We start from the raw sequence: 18063 nt of genomic DNA, 5'->3' as shown, positions 1-18063 counted from the left end.
GGGGCGGGGGCGGGGGGCGGGGACGGGTCGGTCAGGCGGAGGCGGCGGGTGGCCAACCGCCAGCCGATCGCGTACACCACGGTGACCAGGGCGCAGCCGGCCACCACGGCCCGCTCGTCCACCCGGTCGACGACGGCCGCCACCACCAGCAGGCTGATCGAGATGGCCACCATCGCCAGCATCATGTCGGTGGCGAACACCCGACCGCGCAGCCGGTCCGGCACCTCGCCCTGCAGCGCGAAGTTGGACAGCACCCAGTTGCTGCCGCCGGCGAAGTGCGCCACGAAGACCAGGACCAGCACCAGCGGGAACCAGGTGGTCGCCGCGACACCGAGGTAGCCGAGCCCGTACAGCGACATCGACAGCGCCAGGCCGGGCAGCAGCCAGTCCCGCCGGCCGAGCACCCGACGGGTCACGAGCGGTCCGACCAGCGCCCCGGCGCCGCGCATCGCGAAGAGCAGGCCGGCACCGAGGGCACCCACCCCGTACACCCCGGCGAGCAGCGGAAAGACGGTGAGCACGCCGTTGCCCAGGCCGACCGCCGACTTGACCGTGACCAGGGCCAGCACCCGGGGCCGGTGCGCGATGTAGCGCAGCGCCTCGCCGATCGCCGCCCAGGCCGGCTGGACCGGGACGCCGGCCTCCCGGGGTTGCTGGAGCGGCCGGCGGATCAACCGGGCCAGCGCCGCCGCGCCGCACAGACCGACCGCGGCCACACCGAAGCAGACGTACGGGCCGAAGGCCGCGCTCAGCACGCCACCGAGCGAGGACCCGACGACCGTCATCGTGCCCCAGGCCGACCCGGCCACCGCGTTCCCCGCGGCCAGTTCGTCCGCGTCGAGCACGTTCGGCAGGGCGGCCTGGGCGGCCGGCGAATAGAAGGCTTTGGCCACGGCCACGATGCCCACGCCGGCCAGGGCGAGCCAGGCGGTGCCGCCGGACCGGACGAACATCAGCAGCAGGACGCCGACCAGAGCCGCCAGGTTGGCCACCATCATGATCTTTTTGCGGTCGAACCGGTCGGCCAACGTGCCGGCGTACGGCAGCAGCAGCGCCACGATTCCGGTGTCCACGGCCAGCACCAGCCCGCCGAGCATCCCGCTGCCGGTGAGCTCGGGAAGCAGCACCAGCAGCGGCACCATCACGAACCAGTCGGATCCGAAGACCACCAGTTGGGCGAGGAAGAGACGGCGGAAATCGCGGTTCCGGGTAACGACCGACAGCGGAGTCGACACGTACCGGAAGATTACTCGCCCGGTCCCGCGCGGACCCGCAGCGGCACGGGCCGCCGGTCACCGAGGCGACCGGCGGCCCGTTGGGCAAGCCGCGTGCGAAGGGACTATTCCGGCGGCAGCGGCGACTTCCGGCTCTTCGGCAGCCTCAACACCTCGAACTGGTTGGTGTCGTCCACCAGGGCGCCCGACGTCGGCCGGGGCCCGTCGCCGTTCCCGCCCGACCGCTCACCGGCCGCCTCGTTCTCCGGTGCCGCGTGCCGGCCCGCACCGGCCGCATCGGCGCCGGCCGGGCCGGCATCCCCCGCCTTGGCACCGGTCGCGACGGCACCCGCCGGCCGGTCCACGCCATCCGGCGCCGGGTCCGGCAACCGATGCGAGCCGCCCGCCGCGCCGGCGGTGGCCGGGACGAGTTTGCCGGAGCGGGCCAACCGGTCGGCGCGCCGACGCCGGAAGCTCTCCTTGGTGTTCTCCACCATGGTGTAGAACGTCGGCACCAGCACCAGGGTCAGCAGGGTCGAGGAGATCAAGCCACCGATCACCACGATCGCCAGCGGCTGCGAGATGAAGCCGCCCTCCCCGGTCAGCCCGAACGCCATCGGCAGCAGCGCGAAGATGGTGGCGATGGCGGTCATCAGGATCGGCCGCAGCCGGCGCCGGCCACCCTCGACGACCGCCTCCTGCACCCCCATGCCCCGGGCGCGGTACTGGTTGACCAGGTCCAGCAGCACGATCGCGTTTGTCACCACGATGCCGACAAGCATCAGCACGCCGATAAGCGCCGGCACACCGAACGGGGTGCCGGTGACCAGCAGCAGTCCGAGCGCACCCGTGGCCGCGAACGGAATGGAGACCAGCAGGATCAGCGGCTGGATCAGGCTTCGGAACGTCGCAACCATGATCACGAAGACGATCGCGATGGCGGCGAGGATCGCCAGCCCCAGGTCGGCGAACGCCTCCGCCTGGTCGGCGCTGACACCGCCGACCGTGATGGTGGCACCCGGCACGTCGATGGCGTCCAGCCGCTGCTGGAGGTCCTGGGTGGTCTTGCCGAGGTCACTGCCGGTGGCGCTACCGCTCACGGTGGCGCTGCGGTTGCCGTCGATCCGGGTCACCTCGGCCGGTCCCCGGGTCTCTTCGACGTCGGCGACGTCGTCAAGCGTGACCGGGCCGATCGGCAGCTTCCGCAGCGCCTCCAGGTTCTCCGGCGCGCCTCCCGAGCGGAGCACCACCGCCTGCTGCGTGCCGTCCAGGGCGACCTGGCCCAACGGGCTGCCCCGGAACGCCTGGGCGACGAGCTGCCCGATCGCGGCGTCGGAGAGCCCGACCCGGGCGGCGGCCGCCCGGTCGACGGTGACACTCAGCCGGGGCGTGCTCTCCGCGAGGTTCGTGGTCACGTCGGCCACCTGAGGCGTGTCGGCCATCGCCTGCCGGACCCGCTCGGTCGCGTCGGCCAACACCTCCGGGTCGGCGGACTGCACGATCACCTCGAGCTGCCCGCCGCCAGCGGCGCTCTGCCCGGCGCCGAAGTTGATCGTGCCGGCGTCCTCGCCGAGCTTGTCGAACTCCCCGCGCAACACCTCCCGGACGTCGCCCGCGTCGACATCCTCGTCGAGGGCGACGTTGTAGCTGGCGGTGTTCACCCCGCCGGTGCCCGCCCAGGGCGTGTCGGAGTTGCCCGCCGAGACCTGGTAGGTGCGGATGCCGTCGGTGCGGGCGAGCACCGTCTCGACCCGCCTGGCCGCCTCGTTGGTGGCCGCCAGCCCGGACCCGGCCGGCATCTCCTGGGTGAAGGCCAGGGTGTCCTGGCCCGAGTCGTCCAGGAAGTTGGTCTCCAGCCGGCTGGAAAGCGCGAAGGTGCCGAGCAGCACCAGCAGGCCGAGGCCCACCGTCAGCCACCGGTGCCATCGCCGTACGGTGGCGAACCGGATCACCGGCAGGTACGACCGCTGCAGCGGGCTGCGCAGTTCCTTCTCCTCGGCGGCCCGGCGCACCGCCTCCTCGCTCTCCCCGACCGGCGGCCGCAGGAACCAGTACGCCAGCACCGGGATGATGGTCAACGACACCAGCAGCGAGGCGAGCAGCGCCACCGTGACGGTGATCGCGAACGGCGCGAAGAGCTGCCCCACGAAGCCACCGACCAGAGCGATCGGCGCGAACACCGCGACCGTGGTGAGGGTGGACGCGGTCACCGCTCCGGCGACCTCCCGGACACCGTCCACAATGGCTCGGCGCTTGTTCTCGCCGTACCCGATGTGCCGTTTGATGTTCTCCAGCACCACGATCGAGTCGTCCACCACCCGGCCGACGGCGATGGTCAGCGCGCCGAGGGTGAGCAGGTTCAGCGAGTAGTCGGCGACCCACAGCGCGATCAGCGCCACCAGCACCGACAGCGGGATGGACACCGCGGTGACCAGGGTGGACCGCACCGACAGCAGGAAGACCAGGATCACCAGGACCGCCATCACGAGGCCGAGCAGGCCCTCGGTGGTCAGGCTCTCGATCGACTTCTCGACGTACGGTGCCTGGTCGAACACGATTGTCAGCTCGGCACCGGAGGCGCCGCGCAGGTCGTCCAGCCGGTCCCGGATGTCGTGCGAGATGGCGACGGCGTTGCCGTCCGGCGCGGTCGTGACCAGCAGGGCCAGGCTGTCCTTGCCGTCGGTACGGGTGATCGAGGTCGGCGGCGCGAGCGCCTGCTCGACGCTCGCCACGTCGCCGAGCCGGACCGGAGCGCCGCCGGCCCCGGACAGGTAGAGCCCGCGCAGGTCGTCCAGTGACCGGATCGGGCCGCCGACCTGCACCGGCAGGGCCCGACCTGCCTCGGTGACGGCACCGGCCGGCACCGCCACACCGGCCGACTGCAACGCGGCGCCGATCGCCGTCGGCGACACCTTCGCGGCGGCGAACTTGGCCGGATCCGGCGTGATGACCACGGTCTCGTCCCGGGCACCGGCGAGGGTGACGGTGCCGACCCCGTCCAGTCCTTCCAGCTCCGGTACGACCTCGGTGCGCAGCTTCTCCGCCAGCTCCCGCTCGCCGGCACCGCCGGAGGCGGCCAGCACCACGGCCGGGATCTGATCGGTGTTGCCGGCCAGCACCTGCGGGTCGACACCCTCCGGCAACTGCGCGTCGATCCGGTTGAGCGCGGTCTCCATCTGGTTGACGGCCTCGTCCAGATCGGTGCCGAACTCGTACTCGACCTGAAGCGTGGCGGACCCCTCCAACGTCGTGGAGGTGATCTTCTCGATCCCGGCGATGTTCTGGAACGCGTTCTCGATCGGCTCGGTGACCTGCGACTCGACGATCTCCGGCGCGGCGCCCGGATACGGCGCGACGACGAACGCGCCGGGGAACTCCAGCGACGGAAGCAGTTGCTGCTTGAGCGAGGGAACGGTGAACAACCCGAATCCGGTGATCACCACCGCGATCAGGGCGACCAACCCGCGGTTGGCGAGGCTGGCTCTGGCGAGAAAGGACATGGCGGTCCAACCCCCGGTGTCAAGAACGCGCTCGGTAACGGAATTGTGCCTGATGCCGATCATGACCTCGTCACCGGGTACGTCCCACATCACTCTCAGCGAGGGCTCAGCGGACGACCGGGCCCTCGCCGAGCCGTCGCTCAGACGAGGTCCAGGGCGCGGGCCGCGGCGAGCGCGTCGTTGGTGATGGTGATCGGGGCGGGCGCCGTCGAGATCGCCCACTCCGGGTCCTTGAGGCCGTGCCCCGTCACCGTACAGACCACTGTCGACCCGGCCGGCACCGCTCCGGCCGCCGCCTGCTGCAACAGCCCGGCCACGCTGGCCGCGCTGCCCAGTTCGACGAAGACTCCGGCCTCCCGGGCCAGCAGCCGGTACGCGCTGAGAATCTCCCGGTCGGTGACCGCGGCGATCAGGCCACCCGAGGCGTCCCGCGCGTCCAGCGCCCTCGTCCAACTCGCCGGGTTGCCGATCCGGATGGCCGTGGCGATTGTCGACGGCTCGGGCACCACCGAGCCCGTCACCAGCGGTGCCGCACCGGCGGCCTGGAAGCCGTACATCTTCGGCGTCCGGGTGGTGCGGCCGGCCTCGGCGTCCTCGGTGTAACCCAGCCAGTACGCGGAGATGTTGCCGGCGTTGCCGACCGGCAGGCAGTGGAAGTCCGGCGCGTCGCCGAGCGCCTCGACAACCTCGAACGCGGCCGTCTTCTGGCCCTCCAGCCGGTCCGGGTTCACCGAGTTGACAAGCGCCACCGGGTAGTCCTGGGAAAGCTTCGCGGCCAGCGCCAGGCAGTCGTCGAAGTTGCCGCTTACCTGCAACAACCGGGCTCCGTGCACGAGCGCCTGGGCCAGCTTGCCCAGCGCGATCTTGCCCTGCGGGACGAGGACCGCACAGGTGATCCCGGCCCGGGCCGCGTACGCGGCTGCCGAGGCGCTGGTGTTACCGGTGGACGCACAGATGATGGCCTTGTTGCCGTCCTCCACCGCCTTGGACACCGCGACGGTCATCCCCCGGTCCTTGAAGGAACCGGTCGGGTTGGCTCCCTCCACCTTGAGATAGACGTCACACCCCGTGCGGTTGGAGAGCACCGGCACCGGAAGCAGGGGCGTGTTCCCCTCGTACAGGGTCACCACCGGCGTGGCCTCGGTGACCGGCAACCGGTCCCGGTACGCCTCGATCAGTCCACGCCACATCTCGCACTCCTCGTAACCACCGGCAGCCACTCGTACCGGTTGGATATCGCTCGTACCCGTCGACGTCAGCTGTCGCCCTCGACCCGCAGGACGCTGACGATGGCCCGGACAAACTCCAGGTGGCGGAGCCCCGCCACGGTGGCGGCGAGCGCCGCGTCGGGCGCCTGGTGGGTGACGATCACCAGTTCGGCGCCCGCGCCCCGGCCAGCCTGGCGGACGGTGGCGATCGAGACGCCGTGGCTCGCGAAGACGCCGGCGACCGCGGCCAGCACACCGGCGCGGTCGGCCACGTCCAGGCTGATGTGGTAGCGGGTCACCGCCTCGCCCATCGGCCGGATGGGCAGCGCCGCGTACGCCGACTCGCTCGCCGCGCGGACCCCGGCGAGCCGGTTGCGGGCCACCGCGACCAGGTCGCCGAGGACGGCGCTGGCGGTCGGCGCGCCGCCGGCCCCGCGGCCGTAGAACATCAACTGCCCGGCGGCGGTGGCCTCGACGAATACGGCGTTGAACGCGTCGCCCACCCCCGCAAGCGGATGGCTGCGCGGGATCATCGCCGGGTGCACCCGCACGCTCACCGAGTCCCGGCCGGTCCCGTCCGGACCCCGGGAGGCGATGCAGAGCAGCTTGATCGTGCAGCCCATCGCCTTCGCGCTGGCCATGTCGGCCGCGGTGACCTCGGTGATCCCCTCGCGGTGCACATCGGCCGCCCCGACCCGGGTGTGGAAGGCCAGCGACGCCAGGATGGCGGCCTTCGCGGCGGCGTCGAAGCCCTCCACGTCGGCGGTCGGATCGGCCTCGGCGTAGCCGAGTTCGGTCGCCTCCTCCAGCGCCTCCGTGAAGCCGGCGCCGGTGGCGTCCATGGCCGACAGGATGTAGTTCGTGGTGCCGTTGACGATGCCGGTCACCCGGGTCACGCTGTCGCCGTGCAGCGACTCGCGCAGCGGACGCAGCAACGGGATCGCACCCGCGACCGCCGCCTCGTAGTACAGGTCGGCGCCGCCCTCGGCGGCGGCGTCGTGCAGCGTCCCGCCGTCCTCCGCGAGCAGCGCCTTGTTGGCGGTGACCACGCTGCGGCCGGCGCGCAGCGCGGTGACCAGCCAGCTCCGGGCCGGTTCGATGCCGCCGACCACCTCCACCACCACGTCCACGTCGTCCCGCTTGGCCAGGCCCAGCGCGTCGGTGGTGAACAGCGCCGGGTCGACCGGCAGGGCGCCGCGGTCCCGACCCAGCCGGCGGACCGCGATACCGGCGATCTCCAGCGGCGCGCCGACCCGGGCGGCGAGGTCGTCGGCCTGCTCGTGCATCAGCCGGAGCACCTCGGTGCCGACCGTGCCGCAGCCCAGCAGCGCCACCCGTACCGGTCTACGCTCGCTCATGCCGGCGCCTCGCTGCGCTCAGCGCCGCCATGAGGCACCAACGCACTGTGCCTGACGATTCCCCACCCACCACGCCCAAGCCCGTGCTTCGCGCTGAGTCCGCTACGCTCGCTCATCCGACGTCCAATGCCAGTAGATCGTCTTCGGTCTCCCGCCGAACGATCACTCGCGCCACACCGTCCCGCACCGCCACCACGGGCGGTCGGGGCACATGGTTGTAGTTGCTGGCCATGCTGCGGCAGTAGGCGCCGGTGCCGGGAACGGCGAGAAGATCTCCGGGCTGCACGTCGTCGGGCAGGAACTCATCCTTCACCACGATGTCCCCGGACTCACAATGCTTTCCCACCACCCGGGCAAGCATCGGGCGAGCGCTCGACGCACGGGAGGCCAGCGTCGCCGAGTACGAGGCGTCGTAGAGCGCGGTCCGGATGTTGTCGCTCATCCCGCCGTCCACGCTCACGTAGCCGCGGATCCCGTCGACATCCTTGACCGTGCCCACCTCGTACAAGGTGAACACCGCCGGGCCCACGACGGCCCGCCCGGGCTCGACGGACAGCCGGGGCACGGCGAGCCGCTCGGCCGCGCACTCCCCGTCCACGATCTTCCGCAGCCGCTTCGCCAGGTCCGCCGGAGTCGCCGGGTCGTCCTGCGTGGTGTACGCGATACCGAACCCACCGCCCAGGTCCAGCTCCGGCAGCTCCACCCCGCGCGCGTCGCGGATCTGGGCCTGCAGGGCGAGCACCCGGCGGGCGGACACCTCGAACCCGCTGGCGTCGAAGATCTGCGAACCGATGTGCGAGTGCAGCCCGCGCAGCTCCAGCGCGTCCTCGTCGAGGATCCGCAGCGCCGCCCCGATGGCCGCACCGCTGGCCAGTGAGAAGCCGAACTTCTGGTCCTCGTGCGCGGTGGCGATGAACTCGTGGGTGTGCGCCTCCACCCCGACGGTGACGCGCAGCAGCACCCGGGGACGGACCCCACGTTCCCGGGCCAGCGCGGACAACCGGTCGATCTCGGTGTCCGAGTCGACGATGATCCGGCCGACGCCCGCCTCGACGGCCCGGGTCAGCTCGCCCATCGACTTGTTGTTGCCGTGGAAGCCGATCCGCTCGGCCGGCATCCCCGCGGCCAGCGCCACCGCCAGCTCGCCGCCGGTGCACACGTCGAGGAACAAACCCTCCTCGGCGATGATCCGCACTACGGCCCGGCACAGGAACGCCTTGCCGGCGTAGTAGACGTCCTCGTCCGGGAAGGCGGCCCGGAACTCCTGGCAGCGGGCCCGCAGGTCGGACTCGTCCAGCACGTACACCGGGGTGCCGTAGTCCCGGGCCAGGTCACGAACGTCGCAGCCGCCGACGGTGAGGGCGCCGTCCGGGCGGCGGGCCACCGTCCGCGCCCACAGGTGCGGCACCAGCGCGTTCACGTCCTCCGGGGTACGCAGCCAGGCCGGACCACGGGTGCCGAGTTCGCCGTGCAGCGCCCCCGCCTCGTGTGCCCGCATTACCCGTCACTCCTTCCCGACCACTGGGCTCGCATGGCGTCTGTCCCCCTACATCCGTTCCGGGGCGGTCACGCCCAGCAGTCCGAGCCCGTTGGCGAGGACCACCCGGGTCGCCTCGACCAGCCAGAGCCGGGCACGGGTGAGGTCGGTCGCCGGCTCGTCGCCCTGCGGCAGCACCCGGCAGGCGTCGTAGAACCGGTGGTAGTCCCCGGCCAACTCCTCCAGGTACCGGGCGACCCGGTGCGGTCCGCGCAGCTCGGCCGCGGTGGCGACCACCGCGGGGAACTCGCCCAGCTTCTTCAGCAGGGCGTTCTCCTTCTCGTGGCTGAGCAGGCCGGGGTCGAAGTCGACGCCCCGGTCGACCTGGAGTTCGCCCGCGTTGCGCAGCAGCGAGGCGATCCGCGCGTGCGCGTACTGCACGTAGAAGACCGGATTCTCGTTGGACCGCCTGGTGATCTCCTCGATGTCGAGGGTCAGCGGCGAGTCGGTGGACGAGCGGGCCAGGGAGTAGCGCGCGGAGTCCACGCCAACGGCCTCGATGAGTTCGTCGAGCGTGATGATGTTGCCGGCGCGCTTCGACAGCCGTACCGGCACGCCGCCGCGTACCAGGTTGACGAACTGCCCAATGAGCACCTCGATGTTGAACTCCGGATCGTCCCCGGCACAGGCGGCGATCGCCCGGAGCCGGTTGACATAGCCGTGGTGGTCGGCGCCCAGCATGTAGACGCACTTGTCGAAACCGCGCTCCCGCTTGTTGAGGTAGTACGCGGCGTCCGCGGCGAAGTAGGTCTTCTCGCCGTCGGAGCGGATCAGCACCCGGTCCTTGTCGTCGGTGAAGTCGGTGGTCCGCAGCCAGATCGCCCCGTCGGCGTCGTACACGTGGCCCTGCTCGCGCAGCTCGGCGAGGGCGTGCTCGACGGCGCCACCGTCGTGCAGCGTCCGCTCCGAGAACCAGACGTCGAAACGGACGCCGAACCGTTCGAGGCTGACCCGCATCTCGTCGAGCATCAGCCGGTGGCCTTCCTCGCGGAAGATCGCCTCCGCCTCGGCCGGCGGGAAATCGAGGATGCCCGGATGCGCGGCCGACAGGCGCTGCGCGATCTCGGAGATGTACTCGCCCGCGTACCCGCCCTCCGGCGTCGGCTCGCCCCGGGCCGCGGCGTACAGCGACTGGCCGAACCGGTCGATCTGCGCGCCGGCGTCGTTGACGTAGTACTCGCTTGTCACCTCGGCACCGGCGGCGGCCAGAATGCGCCGCAGCGAGTCGCCCACCGCCGCCCACCGGGTGTGTCCCAGGTGAATCGGACCGGTGGGATTGGCCGAGACGAACTCCAGGTTGATTCGCTGACCGTTCAGTCGGTCACCGCGCCCGTACGCCGCGCCCGCCTCGACGATCGACCGGGCGAGTTGGCCCGCGGCCGCCGCGTCCAGCCGGATGTTCAGGAAGCCAGGGCCGGCGATCTCCACGGATTTGATCCCCGGGGTGCTGGTGAGCTGCTCGGCGAGCGCACCGGCCAACTCCCGGGGCGGGACACCGACCCGCTTCGCGAGCTGCAGCGCGAGGGTGGAGGCGTAGTCACCGTGCTCCGGGTTGCGGGGTCGCTCGACCGTGGCGCTCGATGGCAGACTGGCGTGATCTAGGTCACGCTTAGTGAACACCGCGCGGGCGGCGTCGAGGACGACCTGGGCGAGCTCTGCGGGAGTCACCGAAACATGCTAGCCGGGGTAGACTCGGTCACCCGGCGGCGACCCTGCGCTTTCGCGACCGCCTCTCCCCAGATCCCCGACCTGACGAGGCACCATGAGCATCAGCACCCCGGGTGGCGATCAGCGCCGTCCCTCCCTGTCCGAAATGGCCAAGAAGGCCGTAGCCGGGGGCAAACCCGCGGACGGAGACGCGGACGCCGCCGAGACCGAAGCGACGAAGCCCGACGCGGCCACGGAGTCCGGTACGGCGACCGGAGCCAGCACATCCGGCTCGGCGGCGAAGCCAGGTTCGGCGGCTCGGGCCGGATCGGGCCGGAACGGCGCCGCGGCGAAGACCAATTCTGGCAAGACCGCCAATTCGGGCAAGTCCAGCGCCGGTAAGGCCGCTGGCGCGGCGAAGTCCAGCGCTGGCGCGGCGAAGTCCAGCGCTGGCGCGGCGAAGTCCAGCGCTGGCGCGGCGAAGTCCGGCGCTGGCAAGGCCGGCGGCGCGGCGGCCAAGTCGGGCGGCGCGGCAGGCAAGACGGCCGGCGCGGCGGCCAAGTCGGGCAATGCCGGCGGGCGACCCGCTGGGTCCCGGCCGGCCGGGGCACGACCGGGCGGGGGCGGAAAGGGCCGCAAGCCGGTCGCGCCGGTCAAGGTCCACAAGGATCGGCCGTGGGGACCTATCGCCCTGGCTGCCGCCGTGGGCCTGCTGGCCGTCGCCATCGTCGGGTACGGCGCCTGGGCCGTCTACCAGGGTGGCAAGTCGTGGGAGGACAGGGCAGCCGGCATCGCCGGCATCGCGAACTTCCGGGAGAGCGACCCGAAGAGCCTGGAGTACGAGCGGCACCAGCCAGGCAAGATCGAATACACGAAGCACATCCCGCCGGCCGGCGGCGGGCACAACCAGGCCTGGCAGAACTGCATGGGCGACGTCTACGACGCGCCGATCGCCAACGAGCACGCCGTGCACAGCCTGGAACACGGCGCCATCTGGATCACGTACCAGCCGAACCTCCCGGCCGATCAGGTCGAGCAGCTTGCCGGCAAGGTGCGCGGCCAGGAAAAGATGATGATCAGCCCGTACGAGGGGCTGGACAAGCCGATCTCGCTCCAGGCGTGGGGCTACCAGCTCAAGGTCGATAACGCCGACGACGGGCGGATCGACGAGTTCATCAAGACGCTCCGGGTGAACGCCTCGATCGAGGGCCCAACGGCGTTGTGTAGCGGCGGCATCACCGCCACCGGCACCACCCCGCGCGACAACGTTCCGGGCGACATGCCGCAACAGCAGTGAGTAAGGGACCGGCCATGACGACCACAGCAACCGACGACGTGACAGGTCCGGACGACCTGAACGAGCCGGCCGGCGGGCAGCCCGCCGGACCGGCGACGGGTCCGCGGTTCGGTCTGCTCGCCCTGACGCTCGCCGTCGTGGCCGGTCTCCTGCTCGGGTACGCGGGTGGCTGGCTCACGCCGACGCTGACGCGACCAGGGAACACGTCCCCCGAGGCGGGCTTCGCCCGGGACATGAGCAGCCACCACGCCCAGGCCGTCGAGATGGGCCTGATCGCGTTCCAGCGCGGCAGCAGCCAGGGAATCCGGCAGATCGGGTACGACATCGCCACCATCCAGCAGGGGCAGATCGGCACGATGCAGACCTGGCTGGACAACTGGGGCCTGGAGCCGACCGGTTCGGAGCCGCCGATGGCGTGGATGCCGGACGGCGCGGCCGCCGTCAAGAACGGACTGATGCCGGGGATGGCGACGCCCGAGCAGATGGCCGAGTTGCGGGCGGCCAGCGGGACGGAACTCGACGCGCTCTTCTGCGACCTGATGATCGCCCACCACCTGGGCGGCATCCACATGGCCGACGGCATCATCGAGGCCAGCGACGATCGGCAGGTGGTCGAGCTGGCCGAGAATATGAAGGCGACCCAGCAGGCCGAGCTGAACAACCTCAACCAACTGCGCGCCGAAGCCCGCGCCGGCTGACCCCGTCAGGCGGGACACCGGTCCTCCCCCGCATCCTGCTGCCCGCCGGATTGCTGCACGGCCCCCACCTGAGCGGCGCCGCTCCCACTCTCCCGCCGCGTCGTCGCGCCGTACCCGCCCGAGATTGCGGCTCGTCCCGCCGGGCCGGGCTGCCGAGCGCCGCACGGGGCCTGCGGAAGCCGCGGACGCCCGCCGGACGCGACCGAGCGCGACCGAGCGCGGCCGGATTCCGGCCGAGCGGGAAGCGCGGTTGAGCGCGGCGGCTGACCCCAGATCTTGGACAGAATTCGTCTGATCTGGACAGGAACTGTCCAAGATCTGCGAACCTGAGCAGACCCCTCCCGGCGGACCACCGGACAGGGTCGCCCGGCGGGCCGGTCAGTGAAGCCGTCGCGGCAGCCCACCTCCGGCGCCGCGTGATCCTCCGACCACGTCATCCCCAGGACGACCAGCGTGACACTCTGATCGCTAACGCACCTTCCGCCTCTTGTTGCACCTTTTGGCACGAGATACGCCACCAGTACGTATGTGTGTTCGTTGTCCTAGACGTGACGGTTGTGGCGGTACGGGACACGCGGCGGTCGGTGGCAAGCTGGTGCCGGCGACACACGCTCGGCGGCGAAGGGGCGATCGCGACCGCCCGGAAAGGCGACCCGGCCCCCGGGCCGGCGGTGCTCAGCCGTAGGCAGGAACTCGAACTGATCGACGCCATCCGTGGCCGGTATCCCGACGACCTCGGACTCGGCGACCAACTGTGGAGCCGGCAGAGCATCACCGACTTCGCGCGGCAGCGCTTCGACGTCAACCTCGACCCGACCGACATCGCCGGCTACCTGCTGGCATGGGGCCTTGGCCCACGAGAACCGACGGATCGGGCATGCACCCTCTGCGTCGACGCCGTGAGCAGGTGGTTGGATCGGGACTACCCGGACGTGGTTCGCCAGGCCCGTAGCCACCAGGCCGAGCTGTACTGGATTGGGCGCACCCGGCTGCAGGGTGCTTCGCCGTACGCCGACGTCCTGTCCGCCGCCTCCACCCGTGGGCAGACCAGATTCGTCATCACACCGGCCTCCGTCGATCCATCCCTCCCCCGCGAGTTCCTGCTCCGGCTCAGCGGCCGAGACGGTCATACCGTGCACGCCGTGATCGACGGATCGTGGACCCGCCTTGAGTGGCCACGGCGGATCCCCGCCCGGATCGTCCTACACGCCCTGCCGAGCTGCGGCCGGACCGGCTGACGCGACGCGCGCCATACCGGTTCGATGCGAGGGCTGGAGGGCTGCTACTCTTCTCGGGTCGCTGAGCCCCCGTAGCTCAGGGGATAGAGCACCGCCCTCCGGAGGCGGGAGCGCAGGTTCGAATCCTGCCGGGGGCACACAACGCATCCCGCGACACCTTCACCGGGTCCGAGGCACTTGCCTCAGACCCGGTTTGTGTCGTGCCTTCCTGCCTGGGACCGTCTCGATCATGACACCAGCAGGGGTGCGGCACCGCCGGTTCCGGACGGCGATGTCGGTGCAGCGTATCTCAAGGTGAAATGCGTTATTGATCCGGCGTTGCTGGCCCTTCGACAGGCCAACCAGGTCGACCTGCTCCTGTGTCAGGGCATCGAGAGGTCGGTATCTACTGGCGAAGCTTCCGTGAAGGCGAGACGAAGCCCGGTCCCGCTATGTTCGCCATCGGGCAAGGAACCGACATGGCAGCCGAGGAATACAGACGGGAGGGCGGCTCAGGAACGCAGGTCCCCCATGGCAACCACAAGAACGTAACCAGCCACCATCGAAGTGCGGCGCGGGCCGCGCAGTGCGTTTGGCCGCCGCCAGGGTTCCGCATTCGAACGAGTCCTCCTGTCATCGCACAATGGACCCCAAGATTGCGGGCAGAGGTGGCTCCGGCGACGGCGGTCGTTACCTCATATTGCGCTCCTCACTGTGAGGATTCACGGGACCGAGCACGGAAACGAACTACGAGCAATACACGTTGTTCCCAAATCCTAGGGCAAAGGTGCCGAGCATTCCATGACCCGAAAAGATACCCGCCGCTGGGCGGCCGTCACCACAATCGCCTTGATCGCTTTGACCCCGGCGAGCCCGTCGAATGCGGCGCAACCCACATGTGGCTCCACCTTGTCGCCGAGTGAGATCACTTCTGTCGGTAGTTCGTGTAAGTTGGCTGCGGCGACAGTCGTCAGCGTCGCCCCGGGCCTCGATGTTGTGGTCCCTGAGCCGGGCGTGGCCGCCACGGCCGCCGTCCTCCGGACGCAACAATCGACGGCCCCCAGTCTCGCGACCGTCTACCGGACGTCCGACGACAAGCTCGCGCTGCGAATCGATGACGAACCGGCCGTCGGATCCGCTCCGGCGGCGGCCGCGCTGGACCGTATCCGCGCCAAGCGTCCCGAAGCGACCGGGACGACGGGTGCCCGGCCCCTCGCGGCAGCAGCGGCTGCGCCTGCATGGTGTGGCGAGACGTGGCACTGGCAAGCGGGCAACGGGGTTTGGCGCTATCCGAGTCAGTATCCGTGGACCTACAACCCTCATGGGCAGCCAGCCGCAGATGCGCTTAGCGCCATTCAGTACGGCTTCAAGTTTATTACTGACGATTCGTCCAGCTGTGGCTCGGCTCCGACGTACGCCTCCGCCTCGTACCGAGGGACGACCACCCGCTACACATGGGGGACACGAGACAACGGAAATGTCGCCGGCTGGGCCGGATTTGATTTGAACATCTTGGCGCGCGCCTACACGTGGACCGACCATGCCGGCTACCGACTGGAGGGCGACATTGCATTCAATAATCGCCGTTCTGACTGGTTCACCGGACTCGGCGGGACTATTCCCACTGACCGCATCGATCTCATTTCCGTCGCCACCCACGAGGCGGGGCACATTTTCGGCCTCAACCACTTCGAAGGCGCCTCGTCCCAGGTGATGTCCCCGACTTTCTCGCAAGGCGAGAATAGGCGAACCAAGCGATCCGGCGACCTTCGGGGAATTAACTACCTTTATTCCTGACAGGGCAGACCTTCGGAGTGCGGCCGACCCGGCCCCGGTTCACACCAGGAATCGGACCTTGACGCCGGCGAGAACGGCACAACTCTGACGCGACGGCTCCACCCCGCCCCGTTCCGGGCGGGGTGGAGCCGTCACCCGCCGAGTGCTGAACCGGTACTCGTCTCCGCTCTCCCACGGCGTCGTTACGCCACCGTGGCTGTCCAACCTGGCCGCCTCCCGGGCTCCACCCCGGTGATGCGGCAGGTTCCTTCCCGCTGCCGTACGGGGCCGCGGCCGGACTCATCGGTGCGGCGCGAGACGCCCCTCCCCGACGGTCGTGCCGAACAACGGGACCAACCGGTCCGCGTCGAGGTACGTGGTGATGCCGGTGATCAGCCCCCCGGCCACGTCGAGCAGCACCAGCCCGAACGGCGTGAAGCGACCGTCCGGGTCGGGCCGTAGCTGCCAGAACGCCGGTGATCCATTCGCTTCGACCGGTCGCAGTCGGGCGCCCGCGCAGGACGACTCCGGGTTGAGCAGCGCCACCCGGATCTGGTCCCGACCCCGCAGCCACCACCGGAACGGCGGCATCGACATGGTGGCGTCCTCGTGCAGCAACGCCACCAGAGCGGCGACGTCATAGCGCTCGAACGCGGCGCAGTATCGCGCGAGTAGCTGCCGCTGTGCCGGATCGGCGGGGCGCAGCGGTTCGCCGGGGACCGTGGCGGCCGCCGCGAGTGTCGCCCGGGCCCGCTGCACCGCGCTGGTCACCGACGCGACGGTGCAGTCGAGCAGCTCAGCGACCTCGGTGGCCGACCAGCGCAGCACGTCCCGCAGGATCAACGCCGCCCGCTGCCGAGGCGGCAGGAGTTGCAGCACAGCGAGGAAGGCCAGTCGGATCGTCTCCCGTTGGACGGCCTGGTCCTCAGGGCCACCGTCCGGAGACAGCACGAGGCGATCCGGGACCGGCTGGATCCAGGCGTGCTCGGTCACCGGCGCCCCGATGTCCGATCCGGCCCGGCCGGCCGGCCCCAGGTCGACGGCCAACGCTCGGCGGTGCCGGCCGCGCAGCATGTCGAGGCACACGTTTGTGGCGATGCGATAGAGCCAGGTGCGCAGCGACCCCCGCCGCTCGTCGTACGAGTCGAAGGAGCGCCAGGCCCGCAGCAGCGCGTCCTGCACCGCGTCCTCGGCGTCGAAGCCGGATCCGAGCATCCGATAGCAGTAGCCGGTCAGCTCGGTCCGGAACGGTTCGAGCCGCGCGTACTCCCCGGTCGGCGTCCTCACGGCTCGACCATACGCACCCGGACCGACACCTCCGGCCACCGATGAGTTACCGCCCGGTCGGTCGTACTCATCCCAGAGCGCTGCGACGAAGGAGAGACGAGATGACCAAGGATGATCTTCGGTTCGCGGTGGTGGCGGAGCGTCGCGAGCAGGCGGACCTGCTTGCGACGCTGCGGCCGGAGCAATGGGACGCGCCCACCTCTGCGCCGGCTGGCGGGTTCGCGAGGTCGTCGCCCACACCACCATGCCCTTCCGGACCTCGCTCGGCCGCACCCTCTTCGAGTTGGTACGGGCCGGTGGAAAGGTCAACCGGATGGCCGACCGGTGCGCCCGCCGGGACGCGGCGGTCCTGTCGGCTGAGCAACTGGTGGCGGCGCTGCGGGACAACATCGCCCACCCGTGGACTCCGCCTGCTGGTGGCCGGTTGGGAGCCCTCTCGCACGACGTCATCCACGGTCTCGACATCACGGTCGGCCTCGGGTTGGATCGCCGGGTGCCCGGCGAGCGGATCGCGATGGTGCTGATCGGGATGCGCCCGCGCAACATCGCCTTCTTCGGCGTCGATCTCGCCGGTGTCGAGCTGCGCGCCACCGACCTGGACTGGAGTCACGGCAGCGGTACGCCGGTCCGCGGACTCGCTCAGGATCTGCTGCTCGTGCTCTGCGGGCGCCGCCTCCCGCCGGGCCGGCTGGAGGGTGCGCCCGCGTCCCGGTTCTCCCGGCAGCCGCCCGGGTGACCCCGGCTTCCGCGCTCGGTTCCGACGGATCAATCGGTGCGGCGTCCCCACCGCAGATAGGCGACCGGACCGACCGGCTGGACGAAGATTCCCAGCCACCAGAGTCCCTTCGGTCCGCGGACCGAACGCTGCGGCCGCCGGGCCAGGTCCGCGGCGGCGACCGCGGTGAGGACAAGCTCCACCGGGCCCAGCACCAGCAACCCGGTCCGCTGCCACCGGGGCAGATCCCGCCACGCCCGCCGTGTCGTCTCCACGCCCAGCCCTCCGGTTCTGCCCGCTTCGGGGAGAGTGCCCCCGCCGTCCCGAATCCGATGGTATCGGCCGATGCGCTGGTCGGCACAGCTCACCGGCCTGCTGATCGCGATCGCCCTGGGCCGGGTGGGGGCGCCTGGGCGGGCGGTCCGGATGGATCTGTCTTCCGAGCGGGCCGGTCGTCCCGACCGCGAGTCCCCGACGTCCGGTATCACCCCGGATGCGCGCCGTGGGCGTGGCCGGGGGCACGCTGGGGGTGGAATGCGGGCGGGCGCCGGTTGGTTACATCCCCCGTACGGCCAGGTAGCAGCGCGCTCGGCGGGCGGATGAGCCCGG

General features: G+C 70.8%; 12 protein-coding genes, 1 tRNA gene and 1 pseudogene. 6 read left to right on the top strand and 8 right to left on the bottom strand.

The genetic code is table 11. The features are described 5' to 3' along the window. The 6 genes from ACFQUZ_RS32000 to argS all read right to left on the bottom strand — a co-directional run. Window positions 1-1235: MFS transporter (locus ACFQUZ_RS32000; protein WP_377448979.1), on the bottom strand; the 1235-nt coding region annotated here is incomplete at its 3' end. 104 nt (window positions 1236-1339) lie between these two features. Further along, window positions 1340-4714: an efflux RND transporter permease subunit gene (locus ACFQUZ_RS31995; protein WP_377448977.1), complete on the bottom strand. Its 3375-nt coding sequence runs from the start codon at window positions 4712-4714 to the stop codon at window positions 1340-1342. A 140-nt stretch (window positions 4715-4854) separates the two neighbouring features. Then, window positions 4855-5904: a threonine synthase gene (gene thrC, locus ACFQUZ_RS31990; protein WP_377448975.1), complete on the bottom strand. Its 1050-nt coding sequence runs from the start codon at window positions 5902-5904 to the stop codon at window positions 4855-4857. 65 nt (window positions 5905-5969) lie between these two features. Next, window positions 5970-7280 carry a homoserine dehydrogenase gene (locus ACFQUZ_RS31985; protein WP_377448973.1) on the bottom strand — a complete coding sequence of 437 codons (1311 nt, stop codon included), beginning with the start codon at window positions 7278-7280 and terminating at the stop codon, window positions 5970-5972. A gap of 112 nt (window positions 7281-7392) precedes the next feature. Beyond that, complete coding sequence (gene lysA, locus ACFQUZ_RS31980) at window positions 7393-8778, bottom strand: diaminopimelate decarboxylase (protein ID WP_377448971.1); 1386 nt, start codon at window positions 8776-8778, stop codon at window positions 7393-7395. 48 nt (window positions 8779-8826) lie between these two features. After that, window positions 8827-10485, bottom strand: a complete 1659-nt coding sequence (argS, locus tag ACFQUZ_RS31975) for an arginine--tRNA ligase (RefSeq protein ID WP_377448969.1) — start codon at window positions 10483-10485, stop codon at window positions 8827-8829. Window positions 10486-11002: 517 nt separating this feature from the next. Between argS and ACFQUZ_RS31970 the strand changes: the two are divergent. From ACFQUZ_RS31970 to ACFQUZ_RS31950, 5 genes and pseudogenes are all read left to right on the top strand, one after another. Then, window positions 11003-11761 (top strand): annotated as a pseudogene (locus ACFQUZ_RS31970) (DUF3105 domain-containing protein); the annotation flags it as partial. Window positions 11762-11775: 14 nt separating this feature from the next. After that, window positions 11776-12459: a DUF305 domain-containing protein gene (locus ACFQUZ_RS31965; protein ID WP_377448967.1), complete on the top strand. Its 684-nt coding sequence runs from the start codon at window positions 11776-11778 to the stop codon at window positions 12457-12459. 548 nt (window positions 12460-13007) lie between these two features. Further along, a complete protein-coding gene (locus ACFQUZ_RS31960) occupies window positions 13008-13697 on the top strand; it encodes a winged helix-turn-helix domain-containing protein (protein ID WP_377448966.1) in 690 nt (229 codons plus the stop codon). Between the two features lie 65 nt (window positions 13698-13762). Further along, a tRNA-Arg gene (locus ACFQUZ_RS31955) sits at window positions 13763-13834 on the top strand. A 643-nt stretch (window positions 13835-14477) separates the two neighbouring features. After that, window positions 14478-15473, top strand: coding sequence for a matrixin family metalloprotease (locus tag ACFQUZ_RS31950; protein ID WP_377448964.1), 996 nt, complete (start codon window positions 14478-14480; stop codon window positions 15471-15473). A gap of 279 nt (window positions 15474-15752) precedes the next feature. Here ACFQUZ_RS31950 and ACFQUZ_RS31945 read toward each other — a convergent pair whose 3' ends face one another. Next, window positions 15753-16739, bottom strand: a complete 987-nt coding sequence (locus ACFQUZ_RS31945; protein ID WP_377448962.1) for a sigma-70 family RNA polymerase sigma factor — start codon at window positions 16737-16739, stop codon at window positions 15753-15755. A gap of 184 nt (window positions 16740-16923) precedes the next feature. On the opposite strand from ACFQUZ_RS31945, the gene ACFQUZ_RS31940 reads away from it, so the two are divergent. Further along, the gene (locus tag ACFQUZ_RS31940) at window positions 16924-17475 is read left to right on the top strand and encodes a maleylpyruvate isomerase family mycothiol-dependent enzyme (RefSeq protein ID WP_377448960.1); all 552 of its coding nucleotides are present in this window, start codon (window positions 16924-16926) and stop codon (window positions 17473-17475) included. 29 nt (window positions 17476-17504) lie between these two features. Here the strand turns inward: ACFQUZ_RS31940 and ACFQUZ_RS31935 are convergent, their stop codons facing one another. After that, entirely contained in the window at window positions 17505-17729 is a 225-nt protein-coding gene (locus ACFQUZ_RS31935; protein ID WP_377448958.1) for a PLDc N-terminal domain-containing protein, read from the bottom strand. Window positions 17730-18063 lie beyond the last annotated feature (334 nt).

It is taken from the genome of Plantactinospora sp. GCM10030261 (assembly GCF_042666615.1).
Classification (GTDB): Bacteria; Actinomycetota; Actinomycetes; order Mycobacteriales; family Micromonosporaceae; genus KBS50.
Note: the sequence above shows the minus strand (reverse complement) of the source record. Positions and strands in the feature narration are given on the sequence as shown.